Origin of the sequence: Labrys monachus (genome assembly GCF_030814655.1) — a bacterium.
In the GTDB taxonomy this organism is placed as follows: domain Bacteria; phylum Pseudomonadota; class Alphaproteobacteria; order Rhizobiales; family Labraceae; genus Labrys; species Labrys monacha.
Window position 1 is genome coordinate 3,728,254 of record NZ_JAUSVK010000001.1, and the last position, 26,555, is coordinate 3,754,808.

Annotated in this window: 23 protein-coding genes and 1 pseudogene; 14 read left to right on the forward strand and 10 right to left on the reverse strand. The window is 66.8% G+C overall.

Features of this window, described 5'->3' with window-relative positions; all coding sequences use genetic code 11:
- Positions 1–18: 18 nt before the first annotated feature.
- Positions 19–1,170 carry an IS5 family transposase gene (locus J3R73_RS16930; protein ID WP_307429163.1) on the reverse strand — a complete coding sequence of 384 codons (1,152 nt, stop codon included), beginning with the start codon at positions 1,168–1,170 and terminating at the stop codon, positions 19–21.
- 37 nt (positions 1,171–1,207) lie between these two features.
- Here J3R73_RS16930 and J3R73_RS16935 point away from each other — a divergent pair, with 37 nt between their 5' ends.
- Positions 1,208–1,876 (forward strand): hypothetical protein, encoded by a 669-nt coding sequence (locus tag J3R73_RS16935; protein ID WP_307429166.1) that lies wholly within the window; start codon positions 1,208–1,210, stop codon positions 1,874–1,876.
- 155 nt (positions 1,877–2,031) lie between these two features.
- A pseudogene (locus tag J3R73_RS16940) lies at positions 2,032–2,295 on the forward strand (DUF8757 domain-containing protein); the annotation flags it as partial.
- Positions 2,296–2,871: 576 nt separating this feature from the next.
- Here the strand turns inward: J3R73_RS16940 and J3R73_RS16945 are convergent.
- Together J3R73_RS16945 and J3R73_RS16950 are read right to left on the reverse strand one after the other, a co-directional pair.
- Positions 2,872–3,729 (reverse strand): alpha/beta fold hydrolase, encoded by an 858-nt coding sequence (locus J3R73_RS16945; protein WP_307429172.1) that lies wholly within the window; start codon positions 3,727–3,729, stop codon positions 2,872–2,874.
- A gap of 11 nt (positions 3,730–3,740) precedes the next feature.
- Positions 3,741–4,145, reverse strand: coding sequence for a hypothetical protein (locus J3R73_RS16950; RefSeq protein WP_307429175.1), 405 nt, complete (start codon positions 4,143–4,145; stop codon positions 3,741–3,743).
- Between the two features lie 282 nt (positions 4,146–4,427).
- On the opposite strand from J3R73_RS16950, the gene J3R73_RS16955 reads away from it, so the two are divergent.
- The 10 genes from J3R73_RS16955 to J3R73_RS17000 all read left to right on the forward strand — a co-directional run bounded on the left by J3R73_RS16955 (position 4,428) and on the right by J3R73_RS17000 (position 16,428).
- Positions 4,428–5,897: an aldehyde dehydrogenase family protein gene (locus J3R73_RS16955; protein WP_307429179.1), complete on the forward strand. Its 1,470-nt coding sequence runs from the start codon at positions 4,428–4,430 to the stop codon at positions 5,895–5,897.
- Between the two features lie 56 nt (positions 5,898–5,953).
- Positions 5,954–6,688, forward strand: a complete 735-nt coding sequence (locus J3R73_RS16960) for a GntR family transcriptional regulator (protein ID WP_307429182.1) — start codon at positions 5,954–5,956, stop codon at positions 6,686–6,688.
- 454 nt (positions 6,689–7,142) lie between these two features.
- Positions 7,143–8,285 carry a substrate-binding domain-containing protein gene (locus J3R73_RS16965; RefSeq protein WP_307429185.1) on the forward strand — a complete coding sequence of 381 codons (1,143 nt, stop codon included), beginning with the start codon at positions 7,143–7,145 and terminating at the stop codon, positions 8,283–8,285.
- A gap of 133 nt (positions 8,286–8,418) precedes the next feature.
- Complete coding sequence (locus J3R73_RS16970; protein WP_307429188.1) at positions 8,419–9,387, forward strand: ABC transporter permease; 969 nt, start codon at positions 8,419–8,421, stop codon at positions 9,385–9,387.
- A complete protein-coding gene (locus J3R73_RS16975) occupies positions 9,384–10,970 on the forward strand; it encodes a sugar ABC transporter ATP-binding protein (RefSeq protein ID WP_307429191.1) in 1,587 nt (528 codons plus the stop codon). The genes J3R73_RS16970 and J3R73_RS16975 overlap by 4 nt, the downstream gene beginning before the upstream one ends.
- Positions 10,967–11,932 (forward strand): ABC transporter permease, encoded by a 966-nt coding sequence (locus J3R73_RS16980; RefSeq protein WP_307429193.1) that lies wholly within the window; start codon positions 10,967–10,969, stop codon positions 11,930–11,932. The genes J3R73_RS16975 and J3R73_RS16980 overlap by 4 nt, the downstream gene beginning before the upstream one ends.
- Before the next feature lie 302 nt (positions 11,933–12,234).
- Positions 12,235–13,242 (forward strand): substrate-binding domain-containing protein, encoded by a 1,008-nt coding sequence (locus tag J3R73_RS16985; RefSeq protein ID WP_307429197.1) that lies wholly within the window; start codon positions 12,235–12,237, stop codon positions 13,240–13,242.
- An 85-nt stretch (positions 13,243–13,327) separates the two neighbouring features.
- The gene (locus J3R73_RS16990; RefSeq protein WP_307429200.1) at positions 13,328–14,365 is read left to right on the forward strand and encodes an ABC transporter permease; all 1,038 of its coding nucleotides are present in this window, start codon (positions 13,328–13,330) and stop codon (positions 14,363–14,365) included.
- A gap of 45 nt (positions 14,366–14,410) precedes the next feature.
- Positions 14,411–15,244: an ATP-binding cassette domain-containing protein gene (locus J3R73_RS16995; RefSeq protein ID WP_307429204.1), complete on the forward strand. Its 834-nt coding sequence runs from the start codon at positions 14,411–14,413 to the stop codon at positions 15,242–15,244.
- Positions 15,241–16,428, forward strand: coding sequence for a serine hydrolase domain-containing protein (locus tag J3R73_RS17000; RefSeq protein WP_307429206.1), 1,188 nt, complete (start codon positions 15,241–15,243; stop codon positions 16,426–16,428). Before J3R73_RS16995 ends, J3R73_RS17000 begins: the two co-directional genes overlap by 4 nt.
- Positions 16,429–16,545: 117 nt before the next feature.
- Here J3R73_RS17000 and J3R73_RS17005 read toward each other — a convergent pair whose 3' ends face one another.
- From J3R73_RS17005 to J3R73_RS17035, 7 genes are all read right to left on the reverse strand, one after another.
- A complete protein-coding gene (locus J3R73_RS17005; protein WP_307429208.1) occupies positions 16,546–17,376 on the reverse strand; it encodes an FAD binding domain-containing protein in 831 nt (276 codons plus the stop codon).
- Positions 17,373–17,867, reverse strand: a complete 495-nt coding sequence (locus J3R73_RS17010) for a (2Fe-2S)-binding protein (RefSeq protein ID WP_307429211.1) — start codon at positions 17,865–17,867, stop codon at positions 17,373–17,375. The genes J3R73_RS17005 and J3R73_RS17010 overlap by 4 nt, the downstream gene beginning before the upstream one ends.
- A 33-nt stretch (positions 17,868–17,900) precedes the next feature.
- Positions 17,901–18,500 (reverse strand): 3-isopropylmalate dehydratase small subunit, encoded by a 600-nt coding sequence (gene leuD / locus J3R73_RS17015; protein WP_307429213.1) that lies wholly within the window; start codon positions 18,498–18,500, stop codon positions 17,901–17,903.
- A gap of 2 nt (positions 18,501–18,502) precedes the next feature.
- Positions 18,503–19,936 carry a 3-isopropylmalate dehydratase large subunit gene (gene leuC, locus J3R73_RS17020; RefSeq protein ID WP_307429216.1) on the reverse strand — a complete coding sequence of 478 codons (1,434 nt, stop codon included), beginning with the start codon at positions 19,934–19,936 and terminating at the stop codon, positions 18,503–18,505.
- Between the two features lie 181 nt (positions 19,937–20,117).
- Positions 20,118–22,496, reverse strand: a complete 2,379-nt coding sequence (locus J3R73_RS17025) for a xanthine dehydrogenase family protein molybdopterin-binding subunit (RefSeq protein ID WP_307429219.1) — start codon at positions 22,494–22,496, stop codon at positions 20,118–20,120.
- 113 nt (positions 22,497–22,609) lie between these two features.
- Entirely contained in the window at positions 22,610–23,719 is a 1,110-nt protein-coding gene (gene leuB, locus J3R73_RS17030; RefSeq protein ID WP_307429223.1) for a 3-isopropylmalate dehydrogenase, read from the reverse strand.
- A gap of 159 nt (positions 23,720–23,878) precedes the next feature.
- The gene (locus J3R73_RS17035; protein WP_307429227.1) at positions 23,879–24,769 is read right to left on the reverse strand and encodes a LysR family transcriptional regulator; all 891 of its coding nucleotides are present in this window, start codon (positions 24,767–24,769) and stop codon (positions 23,879–23,881) included.
- Between the two features lie 236 nt (positions 24,770–25,005).
- Between J3R73_RS17035 and J3R73_RS17040 the strand changes: the two genes are divergently transcribed.
- Positions 25,006–25,758, forward strand: a complete 753-nt coding sequence (locus tag J3R73_RS17040) for an SDR family NAD(P)-dependent oxidoreductase (protein ID WP_307429230.1) — start codon at positions 25,006–25,008, stop codon at positions 25,756–25,758.
- 19 nt (positions 25,759–25,777) lie between these two features.
- A complete protein-coding gene (locus J3R73_RS17045; protein WP_307429234.1) occupies positions 25,778–26,542 on the forward strand; it encodes a glutaredoxin family protein in 765 nt (254 codons plus the stop codon).
- Positions 26,543–26,555: the final 13 nt, after the last annotated feature.

Here is a 26,555-nt window from a genome sequence, read left to right on the forward strand (position 1 = left end):
TCCGACATTTTGGCGCAGTTATCCTTTGATTTCGATCAATTTGGGCAATCGGATCAGATTGCAGGCCGCCGCCGTCAGCGTGAAGGACCAACCGACGCGTTCAGTGCCTCGATGGCGGGTCTTGCTCAGTCCGCCACAGGTCTTGATCCAGCCGAACCCTTCCTCGATCCGCTTGCGGATGCGCTGGCTGAGAGCGTAGCCGGCATGCCGGGTGGTGCGCCCGTCAATGGCGGAACGCCGGTTGGTGGTGTTCTGCGCCACATGCGGGGTGACCTTGATACTGCGCAGATCCGCCACAAAGCCAGCCACGTCATAGGCCTTGTCGGCAGCGACCGTGATGCGATGACGGGCGTTGCGGCGCCTGAGCATGCTCAGGGCCGCTTCCCGCTCGGCAGTGCCGGTCGCAAGCGTCAGTTCGGTGTCGACGATCAGGCCGTGGCGGTTCTCCATGAGGAAGTGCCCCATATGGCACAGCCTGGCCGCGGCGCCGCGGCCCTTCTTGTAGAGCCGGGCATCCGGATCGCTGGTCGAGGCATGGGTCCGGTTGCTGCGCTTCTCGCCATGGAAATCGCGCTCGGCGTTCCGTCCGCCGGCGGGCTTGCCTTCCGGAGCCGCACCGGAAGCCGGCGGGACGCTGCCCGAACCGCCATCATCGCCCTTATCCGGGCTGTCGGCCCTATCGGCCTTGGGTTTGAAGCCCTTGATGCTCGCCCAGGCCTCGATCAGGGTGCCGTCCACCGAAAAATGATCCTCCGACAGCAAAGCCGTCACCCGCGGCTGGGACAGCAGCGCAGCCAGGAACTTGGCGGCGATATCGCCTTCCTGCAGGCGCTCGCGGTTCTTGGTGAACACCGTCACATCCCAGATCGGCGCATCCATCGACAGCCCGGCAAACCAGCGGAACATCAGATTGTAATCCATCTGTTCCATCAGTTGCCGCTCCGAGCGGATCGTGAAGAAGGCCTGCAGCAACAGCGCACGCAGCAGCTTCTCCGGCGGGATCGAAGGACGCCCATGCCGCGAATACAGCTTGTCGAACTCCGGCGACAGCGCCTCCAGCGCCTCGTCGACAATCGCACGGATCGCACGCAGCGGATGATCCGCAGGAACCCGAGCTTCGCAGCTCACATACGAGAACAGACTCTCCGTCCGAACATCCGCTCCGCGCATCGATCCCCTCCCGTTCATGCACCAGCAGTGAATCACCATGGAACGCTTCGAGGAAGACTTTTTCCGCAGCCTGCTAATGCAGGAAGCTCGTGCGATGGCCGACTTCGAGCGCGAGGATGGCCGACTGATGCTCCAAGGCTCCAGGCCCGACTACGACCCTTTGACCGCGTCCGAGCTCAGCGGTCCCAAGGGCGACGCGACCATCTACTCAGCCGAGAAGGCGACCGAGATGATCTCCAACCGCTACCGAAGAATGGGGCCCTTCGCCGCGCGGGTCGTCCCCGGGCTCATGTCCAACGGCAGAACGAGAAAAATCCTTCAGGACCAGCACGACCTCGGGGTAAAGGATTGGGAGCTCGTCCTAATACTGTTCAACATCACCCTCAATCGCTCCCTTCAGGTGGATCCGCGTGAGATGTCCGCCGCTGCATATGGCGATTTGAGGAAGCGCATGGCGACCATGTCTGAGAAGCTCCTCGAAGGTACGGCAGCACCACCCTTCAGAAGCGAATGGCTCAAAGCGGAGGAGCTTCCCATTGTTATGCAGGTCTCTATCGGCACCGTCGCCCAGAGCTGGGGGTTAAGCGTGCTGCGTCGAACGCCGGATTTCAATGCCATAAGGAAATTGCTCGTCGACCGCTTCCGTCACTTAGAGGACGACGTGGCACATGACGATTGGTTCGGATGGAAGGCGGCTCAGGGATGAGAATGGGCGGCCGCCAGATCCATTTGCAAGAGATTGCCATCCGCCATCGCGAGCGCGTCTCATCGGTCGGCGACGCCATGGCCTCTCTGCGGCGCTAGGGCCCACCAACCCACGATCCTGTCCGGAGCGAGTTATACCCGGGGGCTCCACCATTCGATTTTCGGTTTGAATTCGACGACAACGACGGTCACCATAACTATCAGAACGGGGACTGGGAGACCCACGCGATGTTCTGGCGCTGGCAAGCCGAGTACGGCGAGGCAGGTGCACTGGATCGCATGAGAGCTGTTTACGACAAAAAGTATCCCAGCAAAGGCATGGCCTTCGCACTGGGCAACCAAGCCAAAAGGCCGCAGACTTGGCAGTTGCTGGGTGTTATCCGGCTAGACGAGATGATCCAGCCTGACCTGTTCGGATAGTCAGTCCGCCATGGAGACCCGCGCTACGACGTACGGGGGCAGCGCCTGCAGACATCGCAAATCGCCCGGCAGGATCTCTGCAGACCCGCTCGCCCAAGCTTTCGCCAGCCTGGCTGGAGATCATCCGCCGCTTTTCCTGCACCAGCCCGTGTTTTGGCTCTTCGTAAGAAGCGGCGCTCTCAACCGTGGCTCGGTGTGACACGCTTATCGGCGACGATGGCCCGGACAATGTCCGCGAGCCGATACTTCAGGCGAAGGAAATGTCCGCTAGCGCCCTTCGGATATCACGAAGCTGCCGTTCCGCTATCGGCCCCAGACCGGCCGTTCCGCCAAAGTGAACAGCCCGCCCCAAACAGACCTTTGCGAGCCTTGCTTCGGATCGAAGCCACACGCCTATCAACCCCCACACCGAAACCGCCCTCGCCAAGCGTCCGTCCGTCGAAGCCCGGCCCCCCTTTCCCTATCCCGGCCAGGAGCGCTGCACGTTCCCATGCCCGTTCCCGGATTGCGGCCGATCCGCCTGAGCGGCGGATGCCTGCGCGAAGCGGCCGCTCCCGCCAGCCGCTCCGCCTCCCCTCACCCCGCCTTCGCCCGGATCTCCTCCAGGATCGGCACCAGATACTCCCTGAACCGCGCCGGGTTCTCCGCCATCGGGAAGTGGCCGATATCGGTCATGTGCACGAATTTGGAGCCGGGGATCATCGCGGCCAGTTCGCGGCCCTCCTCCACCGTCGCCGACCAGTCGTAATCGGCGTTGAGGAGGTAGAGGTCGATCTTCGAGGTGTCGATGTCCTTGGCCGTGTGGGTGAGATCGTGCTCCTCGACGTAATAATGCAGGTCGCCCGGGAAGACGCAGGGGGCGCCCTGGCTGTACATCCAGATCGTCTCGCGCCGATGCGCCTCCGGGCTGTTGGGCGAGCATTGCGTGTGCTGCAGGGCGGCGCGGCTGTCGTTGGAGACGGTCGGGTGCCAGTACCAGTCGGTCAGCGTGCCGGGCTCGGGGCTCTTGATCAGCGGCTCGATGGCGATCGCGGCGCGGAATTTTTCGGGATGGTAGAGCGCGAGGTCGGTGGCAAGCAGGCCGCCCATCGAGCAGCCCATGAACACCGGCCGGTCGAGCTCAAGCGCGCCGGCGAGATCGAGCACGAAGCGCATGAACCAATCCATGTGCAGCTTGTAGCCGGTCTCCCAATAGCGCTGCGTCAGCGGCGGCAGCGACTTGCCGTGATAGGGCAGGTCCCAGGCGATGAAGCGGAAATGCTTCGTCAGTTCCTCGTCTTCGAGGAGATGGCGGAACTGCCGTCCGTCGGTGCCCGCCGTGTGCTGGCACAGCACCGGGATGCCGGTGCCCGCCTGTTCGAGATAGACGCGGTATTCGACGCCGTCGATGGTGAGATAGAGATAGCCGCAGTCGACCTTCGCGAATTTCGCCATGTTCAGCTCCCTTACGCCCTGCTTCTGTTGACTTCGGCCCGCATCACCGCGGCGATGCGCTGGAGCGCGCCGTAATAGGCGTAGAGGGAGGACAGATCGCCCCCGAGCCGCATGCCGGCATGGATGGCGGCGGGGAAGAAATCGTTGCAGAAGCGCTTCGGCATCGGCTCGAGGATCGCCCGCCAGGTGGCGCGCGGGCCGCCCACATAGATGGTCGAGGACTGGTAACCGTCGGTGCCCTTACGGAAATCCGTCACCATGCCCTTCTCGATCTGCATGAAATATTCGTCCGCCTCATTGGTGTAGAAGCGGATGCGGGCGTTCCAGAACCGCCCGGCGATGGCGAATTCCGGGTCCCGGTTGACGCCGTCGCGGACGGCGTCGACGGGTATGACCAATCGGTCCTCTTCGGGCATGGGCGATCCTCCATCTTCGGTCCGCCGCCGGCACTCGGCCGCGGCGGCGCTGCGTGCGGGAATGGCGGGACTCCGCCGTCTCGCAGCCCCGAATTCAAGCGTTCCGGCACGCCCGGGCCGAGAAATCACGTACGTGATATCGCCCCTGCGCCCGGCGCGCAGGTTTGCAATCGGGCGGTCCGGGCCGGACAATGACGGCCTGACCACGCCCGAATTCGATCCCGGCCGCAGGCTCAAGGCCGGGCCGGAGGTCGGGCGCCCTTCCCTTTCCAGGTGATCGAGATGAACGAGAACGCCGCGACGACGATGGGCCTCACCGCCGAAAGGCTGGATCATTATATCGGCGGCAGCCTGCGCAAGCCGCATTCAGGCCGCTACCTGCCCAACCAGGATCCGAAGACCGGCAAGGCCATCGCCACCGTCGCCGCCGGCGACGCGCAGGACGTCGCGGCCGCCGTCGATGCGGCCTCGGCCGCGTTTCCGGCCTGGCGCGACGTGCGCCCGATCGTCCGCGGCCGCGTGCTCCTCGCCATCGCCGCCAAGATCCGCGAGACGCGCCAGGCGCTGGCCACGATCGAATCGGAGGAGACCGGCAAGCCGCTGTGGCAGTCGCTCGCCGACATCGAGGTGGCCGCGCAATATTTCGAGTTCTATGGCGGCATGGTCAACGCGCTGCACGGCGAAACCATCGATCTCGGCGCCGCTTACCATTCCTTCACCCGCCGCGAGCCGTTCGGCGTCGTCGGCGTGATCCTGCCGTGGAACGTGCCGATCAATCAGGCGGCGCGCGGCATCGCCCCGGCGCTCGCGGCCGGCAACACGGTGGTGGCCAAGCCCTCGGAAAAGACACCCTCGACGCTGGTCGCGCTCGCCAGGATCGCGGTCGAGGCGTGCGAACTGCCCGCCGGCGTGCTCAATGTCGTACTCGGCGACGGCGCCTCGGCCGGCTCCGCGTTGGTCGAGCATCCGGACGTGCGCAAGATCGCCTTCACCGGCAGCGTGCGCGCCGGGCGGGAGGTCGGGCGCGTGGCGGCCGAGCGCATCATCCCGGTGACGCTGGAACTCGGCGGCAAATCGCCGAACATCATCTTCGAGGATGCCGACCTCGCCCGCGCCATCCCCAATTCGGCCTGGGTGTTCACCTTCAACGCCGGGCAGACCTGTTCGGCCGGCACGCGCTGCCTCGTGCATGAATCCATCCACGACGAAGTCGCCGAAGGGCTGGCGCGCGAGGTGCGCAAGCTGACGGTCGGGCCGGAGGAGGATGCCCGCATCGGTCCGCTCACCACCGAGGCGCAGTACAGGAAGGTGCAGCATTACTACCAGGTGGCGCGCGAGGACGGCGCGACGGCGCTCGTCGGCGGCAGCCTGCCGGAGGAAGAGCGGCTGAAGGCCGGCTGGTTCGTGGCCCCGACCATCTATACCGGTGTCGACAACAGCATGCGCATCGCCCGCGAGGAAGTGTTCGGCCCGGTGGTGACGGTCATCCCGTTCAAGGACGAGGCGGAGGCCATCGCCATCGCCAACGACACCGATTACGGCCTCGTCGCCACGGTGTGGACGCAGAATCTGAGCCGGGCGCTGCGGGTCTCCTCGGCCCTGCAGGCCGGGCAGGTCGCGGTCAACGAATGCCTGGCGGGCGGCGTCGAGACGCCGTTCGGCGGCTACAAGCAGAGCGGCCACGGCCGCGAGAAGGGCGTGGAGGCGCTGCATCATTATACGCAGCTCAAATGCGTTACGATCCGCGTCTGATTCGATGAGGGCAGGCCGGCGCGGTCCTGGGTGCCGGGCATCCTGAAAGGAGAGGCATGACCGACCTCGAGCCCCTCGCGCGGCTGCCGCGCCGCGCCGGCAGGAAGGCCCCCCTGGCCGACGGCAGCGGCGACTGGGCGCTGCAGTCGAGGACGACGGTCGAGCACCAGATCGCCGAAGTCCTGCGCGAGAAGATCATCGTCGGGGTCATCGCACGCGGCCAGAAGCTGAAGCAGGCCGAGATCGCCAGCATGCTCGGCGTGTCGATCACGCCGGTGCGCGAGGCGTTGCGGCTGCTGGAGGCGCAGGGCTATGTCGCCGTCGTCGCCCATCGCGGCGCGGTGGTCGCCCCGTTCGTCGTCGAGGGGGCCGAGGAGCTCTACCGCCTGCGGCAGGTGCTGGAGACGCGGCTGACCCTGGAGGCGGCGCGGCGCATCACCCCGCACGATCTCGACGTCCTCAAGGCCGTGAACCACGATCTCCTGGTGGCGGTGAGGACGCAGACGCGCCCCACGCTCCAGGAGAAGAACTTCCGCTTCCACTTCCGCTTCTACGAACTCGCCAACCAGCCGCAGACGATCGACTTCGTGCGCATTCTCTGGGCCAAATATCCGCTGGACATGCTGAGCACGATGCCGGGCCGGCCGATGCGCGTCTTCGAGGAGCACGCGGCGCTGCTCGCCGCGCTGGAGCGCCGGGATCCGGACGAGGCGGTCCGCGCCATGGAGGCCCATATCCGCACGGGCTGGGACGAATTCCGCTCGAATTACGCGGTGCCTGGCACGGATTGAGGCGGGAAGCCGGAGCACGCCGCGCGGCACCCCGAGCATTCTCAAGCAAAGCCCCCGCGGCTTTGCTCTGAAAAACTGTGCCTCCACAGTAAAAGAACGCGGCGGGCCCGCGCTCCATTCGAATGCAGCTCGTCTAGTCGCGCCTGCATGACGGCCAATACGCCGGTCCATCGCAAAGGACGAGGCGCCCCTTCCAAACCACGACTTCGCCGGCGAGATTCATGTTCCTATAAATTGCCGGCAAGAAGCGCGCCCCGGCCTCGCCGCCGGAGGCGGGCTCGCATCGATGCGGGGCACAAGCGCCCGCCGGGCCGGAAGCGACCGGGATTCGAGGGCGCGTCCGGCCCTGTTTCACCAAGGGAGGATGAAGATGACTTCGTGGAGGGATCGAGCGGCAGGAGCCCTGCGCCTTTGCGCCGTGGCGGCCTGTTCCGCTCTTATCGCGTTTGCCGGCATGCCGGCGGCCCAGGCCGCCGACCCGACGGCGGAGCAGCAGGCCAAGGCGCTGTCCGCCGTGCCGAAGGACGCCCAGAAATATTACGGCGGCTACTGGTATGCCAGCGACATCATCGCCAACCCGTTCTCCGACTGGAAGCCGCATCCGCCGCCATGGCAGATCTGCCACAATGATTCCTATCTGGGCAATTCCTGGCGCGCCAACCTCGTCGCCGAATTGCGGGCGCTGACCAAGCAGCTTGCCGACCAGGGTCTCGCCAAGCCCGACCTGAACGTCACCAATTCCAACGGCGACATCAATCTGGAACTCACCCAGCTCAAGGCCCAGATCGCCCAGGGCTGCGACATCATCATGAGCTATCCGGGCTCGGCCACCGGCCTGTGCTCCGGCATCAAGGAGGCCTATGACAAGGGCATCCTGTTCGTGACCATCGACTCCACGGTCACCTGCCCCGAGGCCCTCAACGTCGCGACCAACCCCTATTACCGCGGCCAGTTCGAGGGCGACTGGATCGCCAAGCAGCTGAACGGCAAGGGCAACGTCATCGTCATGAACGGCCAGCCGGGCACGGCGAACACCGTCGCCCAGGAATCCGGCTTCCGCCAGGCCGTCGCGCCCTATCCGGGCATCAAGGTGGCCGGCAGCCTGTTCGGCATGTGGACGGGCTCCGTCGCCAAGTCGGAAGTGCTGAAGTTCCTCGCCACCCATCCGCAGCCGATCCAGGCGGCGTTCTCGACCGGCAATATGGGCGTCGGCATCGGCCAGGCCTTCGAGCAGTCGGGCCGGCCCATCCCGATCATCACGGAAGTGACGAACCTGTGCAGCCTGCTTGCCTATTGGAAGGAGAAGAAGCTGACGGCCAACACCTTCGTGCAGGACGGCGGGCCGATGGCCTATGCCGCCTTCATCCCCGCCCTTCACATGATGGCCGGCCAGAAGCCGAAGGTGAGCACCATCTTCATGCCGCTGCCGAGCATCACGGCCGAGAACTTCAACGACTATTACGACCCGTCGATGACCGTGCAGAGCACCTGCTTCGCCAATGGCAAGGACCTGCATCTGGTGCCCGACGCCTATTTCGACCAGTTCTTCACCGGCGGCCAGCCCCGGGCGCAGGTCAAGATCGTCGCCAAGCAATAGGCCGTCTTCCGCCACCCGGCGTTCGCGCGGAGCCTCTCCGCGCGAACGCTTCTTTCGTCCGGGGAGGCGCGCGAGCGGCCTCCCATTCTGTCCAATGCGCCGGCCCGCCGGCCGGCGATCACGGGTGTACGCGATGCAAACCGCACTGCAGATCCTCCGGCGAGCGGCAGGGCCCGGCGTCCCCTTCCTCCTCGCCATCGGCCTGTTCTTCGTCATCAACATCTTCATTCCAGGCTATGCCAACATCAACAGCCTGCTCTCGCTGCTGCTGCTGTCGAGCCTGCTGGGCATCGCATCGATCGGGCAGACGCTGACGATCGTCATCGGCGGCTTCGACCTGTCCATCCCCGCCGTCATCGGCCTTGCCAACGTGCTGTTCTCGCTGCTCTACGGCGCCGGCTACTCCGCCTTCTCCGTCACGGTGTTCATCCTCGCCGTCGGCGCGCTCATCGGTCTCGCCAACGGGTTCGCCTCGCGCTACCTCCAGCTCAATCCGCTGGTCGTCACCCTGGCCTCCGGCTCGATCATCTTCGGCGCGATCTGGGCCGGCACGCATGGCGAGGTTTCCGGCTTCGTACCCGACTGGCTCGTCGACATGGTCTCGGTCATCGGCCAGACCGGGCCGATCCCCCTGCCCGGTTCCGTCGTCGTATGGATGGTGATCGCCGCCGGCATCCTCTTCCTGGAACACCGGACGACTCTCGGCCGCTGGATCTTCGCCGCCGGCGCCAACCCGCGCGCCGCCGAAGTCGCCGGCGTGCCGATGCTGTTCGTGTGGATGAGCGTCTACGCCCTCAGCGCCGTCCTCGCCGCGGCGACCGGCATCCTCCTCGCCGGCTTCAGCGGCGCGGCCGACCCGACCGTCGGCACCGCCTACCTCTTCACCACGGTCGCCGCCGTCGTGGTCGGCGGTACGTCGCTGACCGGCGGGCGCGGAGGCTATGGCCGCACGATCGCCGGCTGCCTCGTGGTGACGGAACTCAGCACGCTGCTGGTCGGGCTCGGGCTCGACCAGGCGGCACAGCAGATCTTCCTCGGCTTCCTGATCGTGGGGCTGGTCGCCCTCTATGGCCGCGAGCCCCCCTTGAGCATGCGCATATGAACAAAGACATGGCCTTCAGCATGAGAGGCGAGAGCTTCGCTGCGGTACCGGCGGACCGCCCCCTCCTCGAAGCGCGCGACATCCGGCGCACCTTCGGCGAGACCATCGCCCTCGATTCCTGCTCGCTCCGCGTCCAGCCGGGCGAGATCCATGCCGTCGTCGGCGAGAACGGCTCGGGCAAGAGCACGCTCATCAAGATTCTGAGCGGGATCGTGAGAGCCGAATCCGGCACGCTGGAATGGGACGGCAAGCCCGCCCGCTTCCGCTCGCCGCGCGCCGCCCAGGAAGCCGGTATCGCCACGGTGTTCCAGGAGACGCTGATCCTGCCGGACATGTCGATCCGCGACAATGTCATGCTGGGGCTCGACGGCGTCATCCGCCGCAAGGCGGGCACGGCGCGCGAGCAGGCGCTGGTGCGCGAGGCGCTGAGCGTCGTCGGCATCGGCGATCTCGACGTCGAGCGGCTGACGGGCACGCTGTCGCTGGCCAATCGCCAGCTGGTGGGCGTCGCCCGCTCGCTGATGCGGCCCTGGCGCCTGCTCATCCTCGATGAATCCACCTCGGCCATCGACATCGAGGATCGCGACAGGCTGTTCGCCGCCCTGCGCAATTTCCGGGCGGAAGGGCGCTCCATCCTGTTCGTGTCCCATCGCATGGACGAAATCGACAGCCTGGCGGACCGGGCGACGGTGCTGCGCTCGGGCCGCAGCGTCGCGAGCCTCGACCGCGGCGACTTCTCCAGCGAGAAGCTGCTCGAACTGATGTCGACGCGCGAAGGCGCAAAGGCGGCCGAGGGCGCGGGCTCGCGCCCGCTCGGCGCGGTGCGCGACGAGAAAGTCATCATGGTGCGCGGCCTGTCGGTCCTGCGCGGCAAGCGCAGCTTCGACCTCGACATCCATGCCGGCGAGATCATCGGCGTCGGCGGCCTGGAGGGCCACGGCCAGCTCGCCTTCCTCGAATGCATCGCCGGCACGCGCCAGGCGCCGTCCGGCAGCGTGCGGGCCGGCGAGGCGACGATCCGGTCGCAGGGCGACGCCGCCCGCGCTAGGATCGCCTTCCTCCCCCGCGACCGCAAAACGGAAGGCATCTTCGCGCCGCTGTCGGTGCTCGACAACGTCACCATCTCCGCGCTGGGTTCGGTGGCGCGCTGGGGCATGCTCAGTTCGTCGCGGCGCAGGAGCATGGCCGACCAGGTCTGCCGGCAGACCAAGGTGAAGATGGCAAGCCCGCACACGCCGATATCGTCCCTCAGCGGCGGCAACCAGCAGAAGGCCCTGCTCGGCCGGCTGATCGCCAGGAACCCCCGCGTCCTCGTGCTGAACGACCCCATGCGCGGCGTCGATCTCGGCGCCAAGCGGGACCTCTACGAGGTGCTGAGCGCCCTCGCCGCCGGCGGCATGTCGATCCTCCTGCTATCGACCGAGCTCGTCGAGCTCTGCCTGCTGTGCCATCGCGTCGTCGTCTTCCACGACCACGCCGTGAGCGCCGTGATCGGCCGGGAAGCGCTCAACGAACGAGCGCTGATCGATGCCATGTTCGAACACCGCACGTCCCTGGAAGCCACGATGGGAGCATCGGCATGAACTGGATCAAGAGCCGCAGCTATGCCTGGCCGATCCTGGCCGCCGTGGTGGTGTTCACCGCGCTCAACGCCATCATCAGCCCCGCCTTCACCGATCCTTCGAACTGGAACGGCATGCTGATCGGCGTCGCCCCCTTCATCATCACCGCCCTCGCCCAGACGGCGCCCGTGATGTCGGGCGACGGCGGCATCGACCTGTCCGTCGGCCCTCTCGCCGGATTGGTGAATGCGCTCGTCACCGCCATCCTGGTGCCGCAGGGCTTCGCCGACCCTTTCACGGTGATCGGTGCATGCCTCGCCGTCGGCGCCCTGTCGGGACTGCTGAACGGCTTCATGATCGCGGTGGTCCGCGTGCAGCCGATCATCGCCACGCTCGGCACCTTCCTCGCCTTCCAGGGCATCACCCTCGAAATGCTGCCGATGGCCGGCGGCCAGGCACCGGCCTGGCTCGTCGGCCTCGCCAACAATCATGGCGGCATTTCGGGCGTATTGGTGCTGCTCGTCGGCCTCGGGCTCCTCTGGGTGCTGTTCGAACGCACGGCCTACCGGCGCAATCTCCTCGCCGTCGGGGGCGATGCCCGCGCGGCCTATGCCTCGGGCGTGAACGTCACGGGGGTCCGGATCATCGCCTATGTGATCGGAGGCCTGCTCGCCGCGGTCGCCGGTCTGGTGTTCACGGCCGCGCTCGGCTCGGGCGACCCTCGCGTCGGCGTCCCCTACACGCTGACCTCGATCTCGGCGGTGGCGCTCGGGGGGATCGCCCTGAACGGAGGCCGCGGCGGCATGCTGGGGGCGGCGGCGGCCGGCACGCTGCTCTTCCTGATCCAAACGCTCTTCACCCTCGCCCAGGTCTCGATCTTCTACATCCAGATCATGTACGGCGTGATCCTCTTCGTCGCCCTGACGCTGAACGCCGCCGGCGAGCGGGCCCGCAGGCGGCGCATGGCCGAACAACTGGGCTGAGGAGAGGCGATGGAGAGTCCCTGGACCGTCAGAGGACGGAAATCCCTTGCAGGTTTACGCCGCCCCCACCCCATATGCGCTGCCCCTCTCCCTTGCCCTCTCCCCGCGCTGCGGGGCGAGGGGGCGGCAGCCTCGCGTCTCGACGGGTAAGCGCGGCAGCACACGGCGTCAACGCCCTATCATGATCGCGCATCGCGATGGGTGCATGCTGAACGACGACTCAGAACACGCCGGGCGGTGTCCTAAAAATTCCTTCCAGTATCCGGGCGGCACAGCAGCCAGTCGGGAACCGGGAGGAGAACATGAAACTGCTGAAGGCCACGCTGTCCAGGCTGGGCAAGTCTTCCGTCGCGGCCGTTTCCGCCGCCCTTCTTCTTGCGGGGCTCGGAGGGGCGAGCCCCGCCGCCGCGCAGGGCAAGCCGAGGATCGTCATGCTCGCCGGCCCGCAATGGGACCCCTTCTTCGGCGCCATGAAGAAAGGCGCCGACGACGCCGCCCGCGATCTCGGCGTCAACTATCAGTGGATCACCGGCACCGACCCCAACAATTTCGTCGCCGACTACGCCAAGCTGGTGAAGCAGGCGGCGACGCAGAAGCCGGCCGCCATGGTGATCGGCAACTACTTTCCCGACACCCTCGACCCGATCATCAAGCAGATCACCGCCAGCGGCATTCCCGTCATCATCCAGCATGACGGCGGCGCGTCCTGGCAGCAGGACGGCGCCATCTCCTATGTCGGCTTCAGCGCCCGGGATCTCGGCCGGGCCGTCGGCGAGCGGGAAGTCGCAGCGGGCGCCAAGTTCGGCCTCTGCGTCGACCACGTGCCCGGCAACACCACGCTGGACCTCGATTGCCAGGGCTACAACGACGCCTTCAAGGCGGCCGGCGGCGATTCCAAGGTGCTGATGATCCAGTTCTCGGACGCCAGCAATCCGACCTTCGTCGTCAACGCCATCAAGGGCGCCCTGCAGGGCGACAGGAAGATCGACGCGATCTGGACCATCGGCGCGGTGCAGGGCGTCGCCTCGGTCGATGCGGTCAAGAAGTCGGGACGCAAGATCGTCAACGGTTCGCTCGGCCTTTCGCTCGGCTCGCTCGAAGCGCTCAAGAACGGCGATCTGCTCTTCATCGCCGACCTGCAGCCCTATCTCGACGGCTATTATGCGCTGCTCGCGGCCTATCAGTACGTCCAGTTCAAGATGCTGCCGATGGGCCAGATCTCGACCGGCCCGCTGATGCTGACCAAGGACAATGTGGACGAGGTCCTCAAGGTCAACCAGCAATTCCCGGGCGTTCGCGGCGCCTCCTGACGCACGCCGCCGACGAAAAGGCGGACCGGCACGCCGGTCCGCCGCAGCGCCGGGCCTCGAGCCGTTCATCCAGCGGAGCACTTGCATGACGTCCTACAGCCAGGAACTTCGCGACAGGGGAGCGGCGGCAAAAGCGCCGGCGCGGCGCTTTTCATGGTCCGGGCTGACGCGCCGGCCGGAGTTCGGCGCCTTCATCGCGACAGTGCTGGTCTATGGCTTCTTCGCCGCCACGGCCTACGACGCGGGCTTCGCCACCTTCGACGGCACCGCGGGCTGGATGAACACCTCCGCCGAACTCGGCATCATCGCCATCCCCGTCGGCCTGCTGATGGTGGCCGGCGAATTCGACCTGTCGGTCGGCGCCGTCGTCGGCGCCTCCTCCATCACCGTCGCCATAGGCACCACCCTGTTCGGCCTGTCCATCTGGCCGATGATCGCCGCTGCACTGGCCCTCGGCGTCGCCGTCGGGCTCCTGAACGGCTTCCTGGTGGTGCGGACCGGTCTGCCCTCCTTCATCGTCACGCTGGCCTCGAGTTTCAGCGTCGGCGGGCTTTCGCTCGGCCTGGCACGCGTTTTGAGCAACACGACGTCGGTCTCGGTCAAGTCGCCGCCGCTCGCCGACTCGCTTTTCGCGGCGACCTGGGGCCAGGCCAACATCGCCATCCTCTGGTGGTTCGCCGTCACCCTCCTCGGCGGCTGGGCGCTCGCCCGCACCCCGTTCGGCAACTGGATCTTCGCGACCGGCGGCAACCCTGTCGCCGCCCGCGGCGCCGGCGTGCCGACCGGCCTGGTCAAGACCGCGCTGTTTGTCGCGACGGGGGCCGGCGCCGCGCTGGTCGGCGTCATCCAGGCAGTCGAATACCATTCAGGCAATGCCACGGCGGGGCTCGGCTATGTGTTCCAGGCGCCGATCGTCGCCGTCATCGGCGGCGTGCTGCTGGGCGGCGGCTACGGCTCGGCCTTCGGCGTGTTCCTCGGCACCGTGATCTTCGGCGTGATCAATATCGGCATCTTCTACACCGGATGGAGCACCGATTGGGTGCAGCTCTTCCTCGGGGTGCTGCTGATGCTGGCCGTGCTCACCAATCACTATTTCCGCCGTCTCGCCATGAGCTCGAGCTGAGGGCGGGGATGGCGAAGTCGACATTTCCAGCAACGGGATGAAGCCATGCCGTCCGAAGCCACCCCTCTCGTCGAGTTGCGCAACGTCTCGAAGCGGTTTGCCGGCGTCCACGCCCTGAGCGACGTCTCGCTCCGCGTTCCGCCGGGCAGCGTCGTCTGCCTCCTCGGCGACAACGGCGCCGGCAAGTCCACCCTCATCAAGGTGCTGTCGGGCTTCTACCAGCCGTCGGACGGCACCATCCTGCTCGACGGCAAGGAAACGCGCTTCAGCGATCCGCGCGATGCCCGCGCCCGGGGCATCGCCACCGTGCATCAGGATGTCGGCACCATTCCCCTGATGAGCGTCGGGCGGAACTTCTTCCTCGGTGCCGAGCCGAAGAAGGGCTGGGGACCGTTCGCACGCCTCGACATCGACAAGGCCAACGGCATCGCGCTCGAGCAGATCCGCCGCTTCGGCATCACCAGGGTACGCGACGGCAACCAGCTCGTCGGCGCGCTTTCAGGTGGCGAGCGGCAGGTTCTCGCCATCGGCCGGGCGATGTATTTCGGCGCCCGTGTCCTCATCCTCGACGAGCCGACCTCCGCCCTCGGCGTCAAGGAAGCCGCCACGGTGCTGCGCTTCATCCTGGCGGCCCGCGCCGAGGGGGTCGGCATCGTCTTCATCACCCACAACGCGCATCATGCGACGCTGGTCGGGGACTATTTCACCGTGCTCATCCAGGGCAGGGTCGCCGCCAGCTTCAGGCGGGGCGAGAAGAGCAGCGCCGAATTGCTGTCGCTGATGGCGGGCGGCGAGCAGATGGAAGACATAGCGGGCGAATTGTCGAGACCCGATCTCGGCATCCCGGGACAGGGCGCCGCACAGGGAGCGAGAACATGACGATAGTGGACGTCCAGGCGATGGACAGCCTTCTTCGTGAGCCGGTGGACGCGAAGGAGATTCCGGGAGTCGTGGCGATGGCCGCGGACCGCGGCGGCCGCCTCTATGAGGGCGCCTTCGGGGTGCGCAGCCTCGCCACCGGCGTGCCGATGAGCCTCGATACCGTGCTCTGGTATGCCTCGATGACCAAGGCGCTGGTCGCGACCGGCGCCATGCAGCTGGTCGAGCAGGGGCGTGTCGCCCTCGACGAGCCGATCGGCCGCATCATCCCGGCCCTCGCCGCGCCGCAGGTGCTCGACGGCTTCGACGCCGCCGGCAAGCCCCTCCTCAGGCCGGCGAAGAGGCCGATCACCCTGCGCCATCTCCTCACCCACACCTCGGGCTTCGGATACGACATCTGGAACGCCTCGGTGGAGCGCTACATGCGCGAGAACGGCGTGCCGCTGCTGGTCGATTGCAAGCTGAGCTCGCTCGGCCAGCCGCTGGCGGCCGATCCCGGCGAGAAGTGGGAATACGGCATCAGCATCGACTGGGTCGGCCAGGTCGTCGAGGCGCTTAGCGGGCAATCCCTGGAGGCCTATCTGACCGAGCACCTGTTCAAGCCCCTCGGCATGAACGACACCGCCTTCATCGTGCATCCCGAGCGGCGCGCGCGCCGGGCCGACGTCCACCAGAGGCATCCCGACGGCTCTCTGGAGACGATCGATCACGAGATCTCCCAGGAGCCCGAATTCTTCATGGGCGGCGGCGGGCTCTATGGCACCGCGGGCGACTATATCGCCTATATCCGGATGATGCTGAACGATGGGCGCGCACCGGACGGCACGGCCGTGCTCCAGCCGGAAACCGTCGATCTCATGGGGCGCAACGCCATCGGTGACATCGAGGCCGGCGTGCTGCGGCCCGTCCTGCCCAAGCTCGCCAACGATACCGATTTCTTCCCCGGCATGTCGCAAAAATGGGGGCTGAGCTTCCTCATCAACACCGCCGACGCCCCGAACGGGCGCAGTGCCGGCAGCCTCACCTGGGCGGGCCTCGCCAACTGCTACTTCTGGATCGACCGCACCAAGCGCCTCGGGGGCGTGGTGATGACGCAGATCCTGCCCTTCGGCGATCCGCGCGTGCTGAGGCTCTACGGCGCCTTCGAGCAGCAGGTCTATCGTCGCCTCGCAAAGGCGGCGTGAACCACGCCCTGCGGCAGCCGAGCACAGGATCGGAGGCGGGGATCGATGGTCGCCCCTCTCCCTTCTCGCATATTTCCGCCGAAGCCGGCGGCGGCATGGGAATGTCGGCGTCCCGGTTCAGCTGAAGATGCTGGCCTTGCCCTGGTTCTGGACTGCCCGGCGCGCCATGACGCGAACGAGGTTGGCCCGATAGGCCGTGGAGGCGTGGATGTCGCCGATGAGGCTGTCGGGATCGAGGGCGGCGCCATCGAGCGCCTGTGCCGAGAAGTCCCGCGCGAGGGCCTCCTCGGCCTCCGCCCAGCGGAACACCCCTTCATTGCCGGCGCCCGTCACCGCCACCCGGATCGAGCCGTCGCCGAGGCGGCTGACGAAGACCGCCGCCATCGCGTAGCGCGAGGCCGGATTGCGGAACTTGGCGTAGCCGGCGGAAGCGGGAATCGGGAAGGTCAGCGCCGTGACGATCTCGCCTGGCTCCAACGCCGTCGCATAGAGACCGGTGAAATAGTCGCCGGCGGCGATCGAGCGCCGGTCGGTGACGACCGTGGCGTCCAGCGCCAGCACGGCCGACGGGTAGTCGGCAGCCGGATCGTTGTTGGCGACGGAGCCGCCGATCGTGCCGCGATTGCGCACCTGGACGTCGCCGATCGAGCCGGCAAGGGCCGCAAGCACCGGAATCGCCGTCCTCACCGTCTCGGACTTCGACACCGCGACATGGGTGGCGCCGCCTCCGATGCGCAGCAGGCCGTCAGCGATGTCGATGCCCTGCAGGTCCGGGATGGCGCGCAGGTCGATGAGCGTGTCCGGGGCGGCGAGGCCCGCCTTCATCACCGGAAGCAGCGTATGGCCGCCGGCAATGAACATGGCGTCGTCGCTTCCGCCGTGAAGCGCGAGGGCATCCGACAGCGTGACCGGGCGGTGATAGCTGAAATTCGGCAGGACGATGCTCATGATGCAACTTTCGACGCCGGCGCCGGCCGGCTCATCGCCGCGCTGGCCGACATGATGGCCTTGACGATGTTCTGGTAGCCCGTGCACCGGCACAGATTGCCTTCCAGTTCGTCGCGCACCGTCTCTTCGGTCAGCGCCGCGCCGTGCCGGGCGATCATGTCGACTGCCATCATCAGCATCCCCGGCGTGCAGAAACCGCATTGCAGGCCGTGATGGGCGCGGAAGGCTTCCTGCACGGGGTGAAGCGTCTCGCCCCGTGCCAGGCCCTCGATCGTGGTGACCTGGGCGCCGTCGGCCGAGGCCGCCAGGACGGTGCAGGACTTCACGGCCACGCCGTCCATGATGACGGTGCAGGCGCCGCATTGGGTGGTATCGCAGCCGACATGGGTTCCGGTCAGATGCAGGTGCTCGCGCAGGAATTGGACCAGCAGGATCCGGTCTTCAATGTCGCGCCTGTAAGGCGTGCCATTGACGTACAGTATGACGCTCAACGTGCGTTTCCTCCATTCGGCGATCGTGGCGGATCAGCCTTCGCTCTCGGCGCGACGCCGCTCGAATTCGTCGACCTTGTCCATCTGGGACAAGGTATAGTCCAGTTCGTCGATGCCCTTGAGCAGGCAATGCTTGGAAAAGGGATCGATGTCGAAGGAATGGGTCACACCGTCCGGCCCGGTGAGCCTCTGGGCCTCCAGGTCGACTTCGATCGTCGCGCCGGGTTCCCGCGACAGGGCGGCGATCAGCGCCGTCGTCGCCTCGGCCGGCAGGACGACGGGCAGCAGGCCGTTCTTCAGGCTGTTGCTGAAGAAGATATCCCCGAAGCTCGAGGCGACGACCACGCGGTAGCCATAGTCGGCGATGGCCCAGACGGCGTTCTCGCGGGATGACCCGCAGGCGAAGTTCTCCTCGCCGACCAGGATGCGGGTATTGCGAAACGCCGGCTGGTTGAGGACGAAGCCACTCCTCTCCGCACCGGTCTCATCGAAGCGCAGATCGTGGAAAAGGTACTGGCCGAAGCCACCGGAGCGGGGCTTGGACAGGAAACGGGCCGGCAGGATCTGGTCGGTGTCGACATTGATGCCGGCGAAGGGCAAGGCCGGCGCGCGGAAGGTCTCGAACGATTCCACCGTCATTCTCCCAGCTGAAGCTGCCGCACGTCGGCGAGCCGCCCGGTCACCGCCGCGGCGGCGGCCATGGACGGGCTCATCAGATGCGTCCGCGCCCCGCGACCCTGCCGCCCGACGAAGTTCCTATTGGACGTGGAGGCGCAGCGCTCGCCCGCCGCCACCGTCTCGCCATTGGTGCCGAGGCAGAGCGAGCAGCCCGCGTCGCGCCACTGGAAGCCGGCCTGGCGGAAGATGAGGTCGAGACCTTCGGACTCGGCCTGCTCCTTGACCAGCCCGGAGCCCGGCACCACCCAGGCTTCGACGCCCGGATGCACGCTGCGGCCTTTGACGACGGCGGCGGCGGACCGCAGATCCTCGATGCGTCCGTTGGTGCAGGAACCGATGAACACGCGGTCGACGCGGATCTCCGAAAGCGCCGTGCCCGGTGACAATCCCATATAGGCCAGCGCCTTCGACATGCCCTCCCGGCGCTCGGCCGTCGCGGCGCCGTCGGGATCCGGGACATGGCCGTCGATCGGCGCGACGTCCTCGAGGCTGGTGCCCCAGGTCACCATCGGCGCGATGTCTCCGGCATCGAGCGTCACCTCGCGGTCGAAGACCGCATCGGCATCGCTGGCGATCTTCGACCAGCGCTCCACCGCGCGGTCCCAGGCATCGCCTTCCGGCGGCGCGTAGTTGCGACCCCTGACATAGGCAAAGGTCGTCTCGTCCGGCGCGATCATGCCGGCCCGGGCGCCCGCCTCGATCGACATGTTGCACACGGTCAGCCGCCCTTCCATGGACAGGCTGCGGATCGCCGAGCCCGCATATTCGATGACGTGGCCGACCGCGCCGGCGGGGCCGATCTTCCGGATGATGGCCAGGATAACGTCCTTGGCAGTGACACCGAAGCCGAGTTCGCCCTCGACGAAGATCCGCATCGACTTCGGCTTGCGCTGCCAGAGCGTCTGGGTGGCGAGCACCTGGGTCGCCTGGGTCATGCCCACGCCGAAGGCAAGCGCGCCGAGAGCGCCATGCGTCGAGGTGTGGCTGTCGGCACAGACGATGGTCATGCCCGGCTGGCTGATGCCCTGCTCGGGGCCGATCACATGGACGATGCCCTGCCGGCGATCGGCGAGCTCGAACAGGGTGATGCCGTAATCGTTGGAATTCTCGACAAGCGACTGGACCATGTCGCGCCGTTCGGCGCTGGCGATGCGTTCGACAATGCGCCCGTCGGTCGGCACATAGTGATCGGGCGTGCCGAAGGTCTGCTTCGGCGAGCGCGGCCGCAACTGCCGGGCCTGCAGGAATTCGAAGGCGGGGGCATAGCCGTCATGGATGAGATGCGTGTCGACATAGAGCAGCGTCTGCCCGTCGGCGCGCTCCAGGATGCTGTGCTGCGCCCAGATCTTGTCCAGCATGGTCATCGCGGCAGGACGAGGGGCCGGGATCATAGGATTCTCCATAGAAATCAAGTCGGGCAGGCATGAGAGACAAGCGTTATCAGGTCGATCCAGCGCTCATCCACGCCGGAACTCTGACGATTCCGACAATTCTATTTCTAGACCGCGTGAAGTGCCCGAAAGGAATCTTTGTTGGGAAGGCGATCATCGCAAAGCGCGATGATCGCCGCCCTCACGCCGCCGATGGATGCTCGGCGCCGGCTTTCGCTTCCTGGATGGCATTCCAGATCCGCTCCGGCGTGGCGGGCATGTCGATGTGGCGTATGCCGAACGGCCGCAACGCATCGGTGACTGCGTTCATCACCGACGTCAGGGAGCCGGCGCAGCCCGCCTCGCCGCAGCCCTTGGCACCGAGGGGATTCGTCAGGGCCCGCGTCGGATGGTTGCCCATGGCGATCGGCGGCACGTCGCCGGCGCGCGGCAAAGCGTAGTCGGTGAAGGAGCCGGTCAGGAGCTGGCCCTGTTCGTTGAACACCGTGCGCTCCATCAGCGCCTGTCCGATGCCCTGCGCGACACCGCCATGCGACTGCCCCTCGACCAGCATCGGATTGACGATCGTGCCAAAATCGCTCACCGCCGTGTAGCGCACCACGTGGCAGGCGCCGGTCTCCGGATCGATCTCCACCTCCGCGACATGGCACCCGTTCGGAAAGGCCGAAGGCACGCCGTCATGCACATGCGTGACGTTCAGTGTGGCAGGCAGGCCCGGCGGAAGATCGAGCCCGGCATGAAGCCTGGCGGCGAGGTCCATCAGGCCGATCTCGCGGTCGGTCCCGACCACGACGAAGCGGCCGGCGGCGAATTCCACGTCCTGCTCGGCCGCCTCCAGCTCGTGGGCGGCGATCTTGCGGCCGGCCTCGATCACCTTGGCGGAAGCCTCGATCATGGCGCGGCCGCTGGCGACCAGCGATTTCGAGCCGCCGGTGCCGCTTCCGGCTACCAGTTCGTCGCTGTCGCCCTGGATCAGCTTCACCTTGTCGAAGGGGATGCCGAGTTCCGACACCAGCACCTGGGCGAAGGCGGAGGCATGCCCCTGCCCGGTGTCCAGCGTGCCGGTGATCATGGTGACGGTGCCGTCCGGCTCGAAACGCACGCCGCCCATCTCCGTGCCGGGCGCTCCCGTCACTTCGAGATATTGGCCGACGCCGCGCCCGCGCAGCAGGCCGCGTGCCCTGCTCTCCTCCCGGCGCGCGGCAAAGCCGTCCCAGTCGGAGAGACGGAGCGCATCGTCCATCAGCGCGGTGAAATCGCCGCTGTCATAGACCTGCCGGCCCGCCGAGGTGAAAGGGAGCTCCTGCGGCCTCACATGGTTGCGCCGCCGCAGTTCCACCGGATCGATGCCGAGCTCCAGCGCGGCGAGATCGATGACGCGCTCCACATAGTAGTTCGCCTCGGGGCGGCCGTTGCCGCGATAGGCGCCGACAGGATTGGTGGTGGTCAGCACGCATTTCGTCTCCACCTCGAGCAGCGGCGTGCGGTAGACGCTCGGCAGGTTCTTCATCTGGTTGACCGCCGGCGGGAAGACGCCGCCCTGGGTCAGATAGGCGCCGACATTGCCGACGCCGCGCACGCGCATCGCCACGAAATTGGCGTCGGCGTCGAGCGCGAGCTCGATCGTCATCTCGTGATCGCGCCCATGCGTGTCCGACAGGAAGCTCTCGCTGCGCGAATCCGACCATTTGACCGGCCGGCCGAGGTCGCGCGCGGCATGGAGCACGCACAGATCCTCGGCGAAGGGATGGGCCTTCATGCCGAAGGAGCCGCCGACATGGCCGGTGAGGATCCGCACCTTGCCATCCTCGACACCGAGCATGTGCTCGACCACCTTGCGCGCGCCATGGGCGCCCTGGCAGGCGTGGCGCAGGGTGAAGCGCTGCGCCTGCGCATCGTAGCTGCCCAGCGAGGCTCGCGGCTCCATGGCCGCGACGATGACGCGATTGCTGATGATCGGCAGGCGCGTCACATGGGCGGCGGCAGCAAAGGCCGCCGCCACCGCGGCACTGTCCCCGAAGTGGAAGTCGAGCGCGGCATTTCCGGGAAATTCGTCGTGAACCAGCGGCGCGCCCGGCTTCACCGCCTCGCTCGCCGCGGTCACCGCGGGCAAGGCCTGGATGTCGACATCGACCAGGACCGCCGCCTCGCGTGCGGCGACGGCGCTTTCCGCCACCACGAAGGCGACGCCCTCGCCGATATGGCGGACCTTGCCCACGGCCAGCGCGCGCCAGGCCGGCCAGCGCATGGGAGAGCCGTCGCGGTTGGGAGCCGTCACGCCGGCCGGCTGCGGACGCTGGCCCGCCTTCACCAGATCCTCGCCCGTATAGATGGCGAGGACGCCGGGTATGGCGAGAGCCGCCGTCAGGTCGATACCCCGGATCAGGCCATGGGCATGCTGGCTCCTGACCACGGCGCCATAGGCCTGCCCGGGCAGGTTCTGGTCGTCGGAATAGGATCCCTCGCCACGCACCAGCGTGCGGTCTTCCTTGCGCGGAACGGACTGGCCGATACCGACAAGCGGGGGCCTGTGCTCATTCGAGTTGACCGGCGCTTCCATTCGTCTTCCTCACCAGATCGTTCTTGAAAAATGTCGATATGAATTTCGAATCTGCAATGCGTCAAAACAACGGCCCGTGACCGCCTCCCCCTTGCGGAGAGGAAGCGACAGCCTCACGAGAGGGAAGCCGAAACCAGCTTGCTGCCGCCGCCCGACTGCAGGACGGCCTCGACCACGGCATCGCCCATCTCGCGGGTGCCGACCAGCCTGCTGCCGGGCTGCATGATGTCCCCCGTCCGATAGCCGTCGCGCAGGACCGAGCCTACGGCTTCCTCGACGCGAGCGGCATGGTTTTCGAGCCCGAAGGAATAGCGCAGCATCATCGCCACCGACAGGATGGCGGCCAGCGGATTGGCGATGTTCTTGCCGGCGATGTCGGGCGCCGTGCCGTGCACGGGCTCGTAGAGACCCTTGTTGTCGCTGCCCAGCGAGGCGGAAGGAAGCATGCCGATGGACCCGGCGAGCATGGCGGCGGCGTCCGAGAGGATATCGCCGAAGACGTTGCCGGTGACGATGACGTCGAACTGGCGGGGATTGCGGATCAGCACCATGGAGGCGGCGTCGATATAGAGGTGGCTGAGTTCCACGTCCGGATATTGCTTCGAGACCTCGATGACGACCTCGCGCCACAGCGCCATCGTCTCCAGCACATTGGCCTTGTCCACCGAGCAGAGCTTCTTCCGGCGCCGCCTCGCAGCCTGAAAGCCGGCATGGGCGATCCGCTCGATCTCCGCGTCGGTATAGCGCATCGTGTTGAAGCCGACGCGCCTGCCTTCGGCATCCGTCTCGATGCCCCGCGGCTGGCCGAAATAGAGATCGCCGTTGAGTTCGCGCAGGATGACCATGTCGACACCGCCGACGACGTCCGGCTTCAGGGTCGAAGCGTCGAGCAGTTCCGGGAAGAGCTTCACCGGCCGGAAATTGGCGTAGAGCGACAGCGCCTTGCGCAGCTTGAGGAGGCCGTAGCCGGCGCCTTCGCTGGGCGGGCGCTTCTCGTCCTCCGGCACGCCGGTGCCGCCGAGCAGGATCGCGTCGGCCTGACGCGCGACGGCCAGGGTCTCGGGAGGCAGCGCGTCGCCGACGGTGTCGAGGCCCTCGCCGCCGATGACCGCCTCCTGCAGATCCAGGGAAAACTCGTTTCCGATGACCGCGCGCAGGGCCTTGACCGCCTCCGCCGTCACTTCTTTTCCGATGCCGTCACCTGGGAGAACCGCGATCTTCAAGGCAATACCTTTCGACAGGACAGGGCGGGAATGGACGATCGTCTTCCGCCGTTGCCGTCTTATAGGAGCCGGCCCGGCGCCGCCGGGAGTCGTTCTTCGGAACGCTCACATCGTCGGCTGCGATGGTTTGGGCATGCGATGAACCGCGGGAGAACGCCCTCAGGCGCCGTCCTTCGTCAGGTGCTTGAGCAGGAGCTTCACCGGAGACGGCAGGGACTGGCCGTCCTGAACGCAGATGTTCCACTGGCGCACGGCCCAGGGCTCGTCGAGCTCGATTGCCTTGAGCTTGCCGCCGGTGACGTAGCGCGCGGCGCATCCCTCGGGCACGAGCCCGACCCCGAGTTCGGCCTCGACCATGCCCCTCACGGTCTCGAAACCATTGACACGCACCGGCATCTTCAGCGGCCGGCTGAGATCCGACGCGGCCCGCAGCACCAGGGAATCGAGAAAGCTTCCCTTCGTCGGACCGATCAGGTCGTAATCCGGCAGGTCGGCGAAACGCAGCGACGGCCTGTCGCCCAGCGGATGGCCGAGAGGAAGCAGCACGACGAGCCGGTCGGCGCGATAGGGAAAGATCTTCAGGCCCTGCCGCGGCACGACGCCGCCGAAGATGCCGATATCCGCGGCGTTCTCGGCGACCGCCTCGACGGCCTGCTGGCTAGTGCCTTCCTGGAGGACGATACGAATGGCCGAATGGCGCGCAAGGAAGTCCCTGAGGTCGTCGGGCAGATGCTGGATGATGGTGGAAACGCTGGCATAGACGCGCACCTGGCCGCTGACACCGCTGGCGTGATGGGCGAGTTCGATCTCCATCTGGTTGAGATCGCGCATCAGCACCCGTGAATGGTGCAGCAGCGTATGGGCGGAAGCCGTCAGTTCCAGCCCCTTCGAGCTGCGGTGGAAGAGCGGCGTGTTGAGCCTCGCCTCGAGATCCGACATGCGCTTGCTGACCGCCGACGCCGCGATATGCTCGCGGTCGGCCGCCTTGGCGATGCTCTGCTCTTCACAGACCGCAACGAAAAGCTGGAGCGACAGAAGGTCGAAACGCACGTGGCATTCTCCGGTATCGGCAGCGGATGTCGGGCCGCCGGCAAGGCGGGTCACCAGGCCCGCCGCGACGGCATGACCGCATCGCCGACCGCGACGACCGCGTTCCGAATGAAGTCTTCTGGCGGACCGTCAAACGGCGAATATGGCCCTTACCCTTGATCCTCCCAGAGTCAAGGAGATTTGCCGTTAGGGCAGGCGCATGCGCGAGCCTGACGACGCCAGTTCGGATTTGATCAATGAACCTCTATGATTTCAAGGACCGCGTCGCCGTCGTCACCGGCGGTGCGCAGGGCATCGGCCTGGCCGTGGTGCAGCGCCTCGCCCGGTCGGGCGCCAGGGTCGCCATCTGGGACCGCGACGGCGCCCTGCTCGGCCGCACGCTCGCCGAGCTGGCGCTGCCGGACGCCGTCCTCGGCGTGAACGTCGATATCGGCGACCTCGCCTCGGTGGAGGCGGGCGTCGCCCGCACGTTGGAGCGCTTCGGGAAGATCGACATCCTCGTCAACAATGCAGCGCTCGTCGGCCCGAATGCGCCGACCTGGGAATATCCGCCCGAGGCGTTCGCCGAAGTCGTGCATGTCGGCCTCGTCGGCACCTTCCATTGCTGCCGCGCGGTGGTGCCGTCCATGCGCGAGCGCAATTACGGGCGCATCGTCAACCTCTCCTCGGTCGCCGGCAAGGAGGGCAATCCCAATGCGGTCGCCTATTCCTCGATGAAGGCGGGCGTGATCGCCTTGACGAAATCGCTCGGCAAGGAGCTCGCCGCCACGAACATCGCCGTCAACTGCGTCACGCCGGCGGTGGCGAAGACGCCCGGCGCGATGATGCAGACGCAGGAGCATATCGCCTACATGCTCAGCAAGATCCCGCGCGGCAGGATGCTGGAACTCGAGGAAGCCGCCTCGATGATCTGCTGGCTGGCGACGGAAGAGAATTCGTTCACCACCGGCGCGGTGTTCGATCTGTCGGGCGGCCGCGCAACCTACTGACGATACAGGAAACGCAGCGATGCACATCGATCCGATCAGGGTGTTCTGGGTGCCGGGATGTTCGGCCTGCGTCAAGGCCAAGGAATTCCTCACCAGCCTCGGCGTGCCCTTCGAATCGGTCAATCTCCTGGAGAACGAGCAGGGCGCCGCCGATCTCGCCGCATTGGGTGCCCGATCCCTGCCGGTGATCGCACGCGGCGGGGATTTCGTGTTCGCCCAGTCGCTCGACCAGGTGGCGAAATTCCTCGGCCGCGAGCACACCGGCGCCGATCGCCTGTCGCCGGAGATGCTGGTGCGGCGATGGGCGGATTTCCTCGGCCTCGCCTCGTCTCTCGTTGCGGACATGCCCGGCGAACTTCTGGAGCATCGGCCCATCCCCCGCCGAGACAGGACGATGCGGGAACTCGCCTATCACATCTATCAGATCCCCGATGTCTTCGTGCGCAATGTCGCCGGCGAGTTCGAGGATTGGGCGCATCATGTCAACCTGCCGGTCCCCGATGCGGTCAGGACCACGGGCGACATCCTCGCCTTCGGCGGCCGGGCGAGCGCTGCCATGATCGGATGGTGGGAAGGGCTCGATGACCGGGCATGCCTGTGGACCGTGCAGACCTATTACGGCGCCCGTCCGGCATGGGAGCTCCTGGAACGCCAGACCTGGCATTCGGCCCAGCACGTCCGCCAGTTGGAGGCGGTGCTGCAGGGCTTCGCGGTTCCCCTCGCCCGGACAGCGCCGCCGCGGCTCTATGAGGGCCTGCCCCTGCCGGCAGGCCTGTGGGCGTGAACAGGGCGCGGCT

What these genes read in the sequence shown, in the direction of transcription:
- J3R73_RS16930 (WP_307429163.1), bottom strand. Translation starts at nt 1,170, where the DNA reads ATGCGCGGAGCGGATGTTCGGACGGAGAGTCTGTTCTCGTATGTGAGC.
- J3R73_RS16935 (WP_307429166.1), top strand. Translation starts at nt 1,208, where the DNA reads ATGGAACGCTTCGAGGAAGACTTTTTCCGCAGCCTGCTAATGCAGGAA.
- J3R73_RS16945 (WP_307429172.1), bottom strand. Translation starts at nt 3,729, where the DNA reads ATGGCGAAATTCGCGAAGGTCGACTGCGGCTATCTCTATCTCACCATC.
- J3R73_RS16950 (WP_307429175.1), bottom strand. Translation starts at nt 4,145, where the DNA reads ATGCCCGAAGAGGACCGATTGGTCATACCCGTCGACGCCGTCCGCGAC.
- J3R73_RS16955 (WP_307429179.1), top strand. Translation starts at nt 4,428, where the DNA reads ATGAACGAGAACGCCGCGACGACGATGGGCCTCACCGCCGAAAGGCTG.
- J3R73_RS16960 (WP_307429182.1), top strand. Translation starts at nt 5,954, where the DNA reads ATGACCGACCTCGAGCCCCTCGCGCGGCTGCCGCGCCGCGCCGGCAGG.
- J3R73_RS16965 (WP_307429185.1), top strand. Translation starts at nt 7,143, where the DNA reads ATGCCGGCGGCCCAGGCCGCCGACCCGACGGCGGAGCAGCAGGCCAAG.
- J3R73_RS16970 (WP_307429188.1), top strand. Translation starts at nt 8,419, where the DNA reads ATGCAAACCGCACTGCAGATCCTCCGGCGAGCGGCAGGGCCCGGCGTC.
- J3R73_RS16975 (WP_307429191.1), top strand. Translation starts at nt 9,384, where the DNA reads ATGAACAAAGACATGGCCTTCAGCATGAGAGGCGAGAGCTTCGCTGCG.
- J3R73_RS16980 (WP_307429193.1), top strand. Translation starts at nt 10,967, where the DNA reads ATGAACTGGATCAAGAGCCGCAGCTATGCCTGGCCGATCCTGGCCGCC.
- J3R73_RS16985 (WP_307429197.1), top strand. Translation starts at nt 12,235, where the DNA reads ATGAAACTGCTGAAGGCCACGCTGTCCAGGCTGGGCAAGTCTTCCGTC.
- J3R73_RS16990 (WP_307429200.1), top strand. Translation starts at nt 13,328, where the DNA reads ATGACGTCCTACAGCCAGGAACTTCGCGACAGGGGAGCGGCGGCAAAA.
- J3R73_RS16995 (WP_307429204.1), top strand. Translation starts at nt 14,411, where the DNA reads ATGCCGTCCGAAGCCACCCCTCTCGTCGAGTTGCGCAACGTCTCGAAG.
- J3R73_RS17000 (WP_307429206.1), top strand. Translation starts at nt 15,241, where the DNA reads ATGACGATAGTGGACGTCCAGGCGATGGACAGCCTTCTTCGTGAGCCG.
- J3R73_RS17005 (WP_307429208.1), bottom strand. Translation starts at nt 17,376, where the DNA reads ATGAGCATCGTCCTGCCGAATTTCAGCTATCACCGCCCGGTCACGCTG.
- leuC (WP_307429216.1), bottom strand. Translation starts at nt 19,936, where the DNA reads ATGATCCCGGCCCCTCGTCCTGCCGCGATGACCATGCTGGACAAGATC.
- J3R73_RS17025 (WP_307429219.1), bottom strand. Translation starts at nt 22,496, where the DNA reads ATGGAAGCGCCGGTCAACTCGAATGAGCACAGGCCCCCGCTTGTCGGT.
- J3R73_RS17040 (WP_307429230.1), top strand. Translation starts at nt 25,006, where the DNA reads ATGAACCTCTATGATTTCAAGGACCGCGTCGCCGTCGTCACCGGCGGT.
- J3R73_RS17045 (WP_307429234.1), top strand. Translation starts at nt 25,778, where the DNA reads ATGCACATCGATCCGATCAGGGTGTTCTGGGTGCCGGGATGTTCGGCC.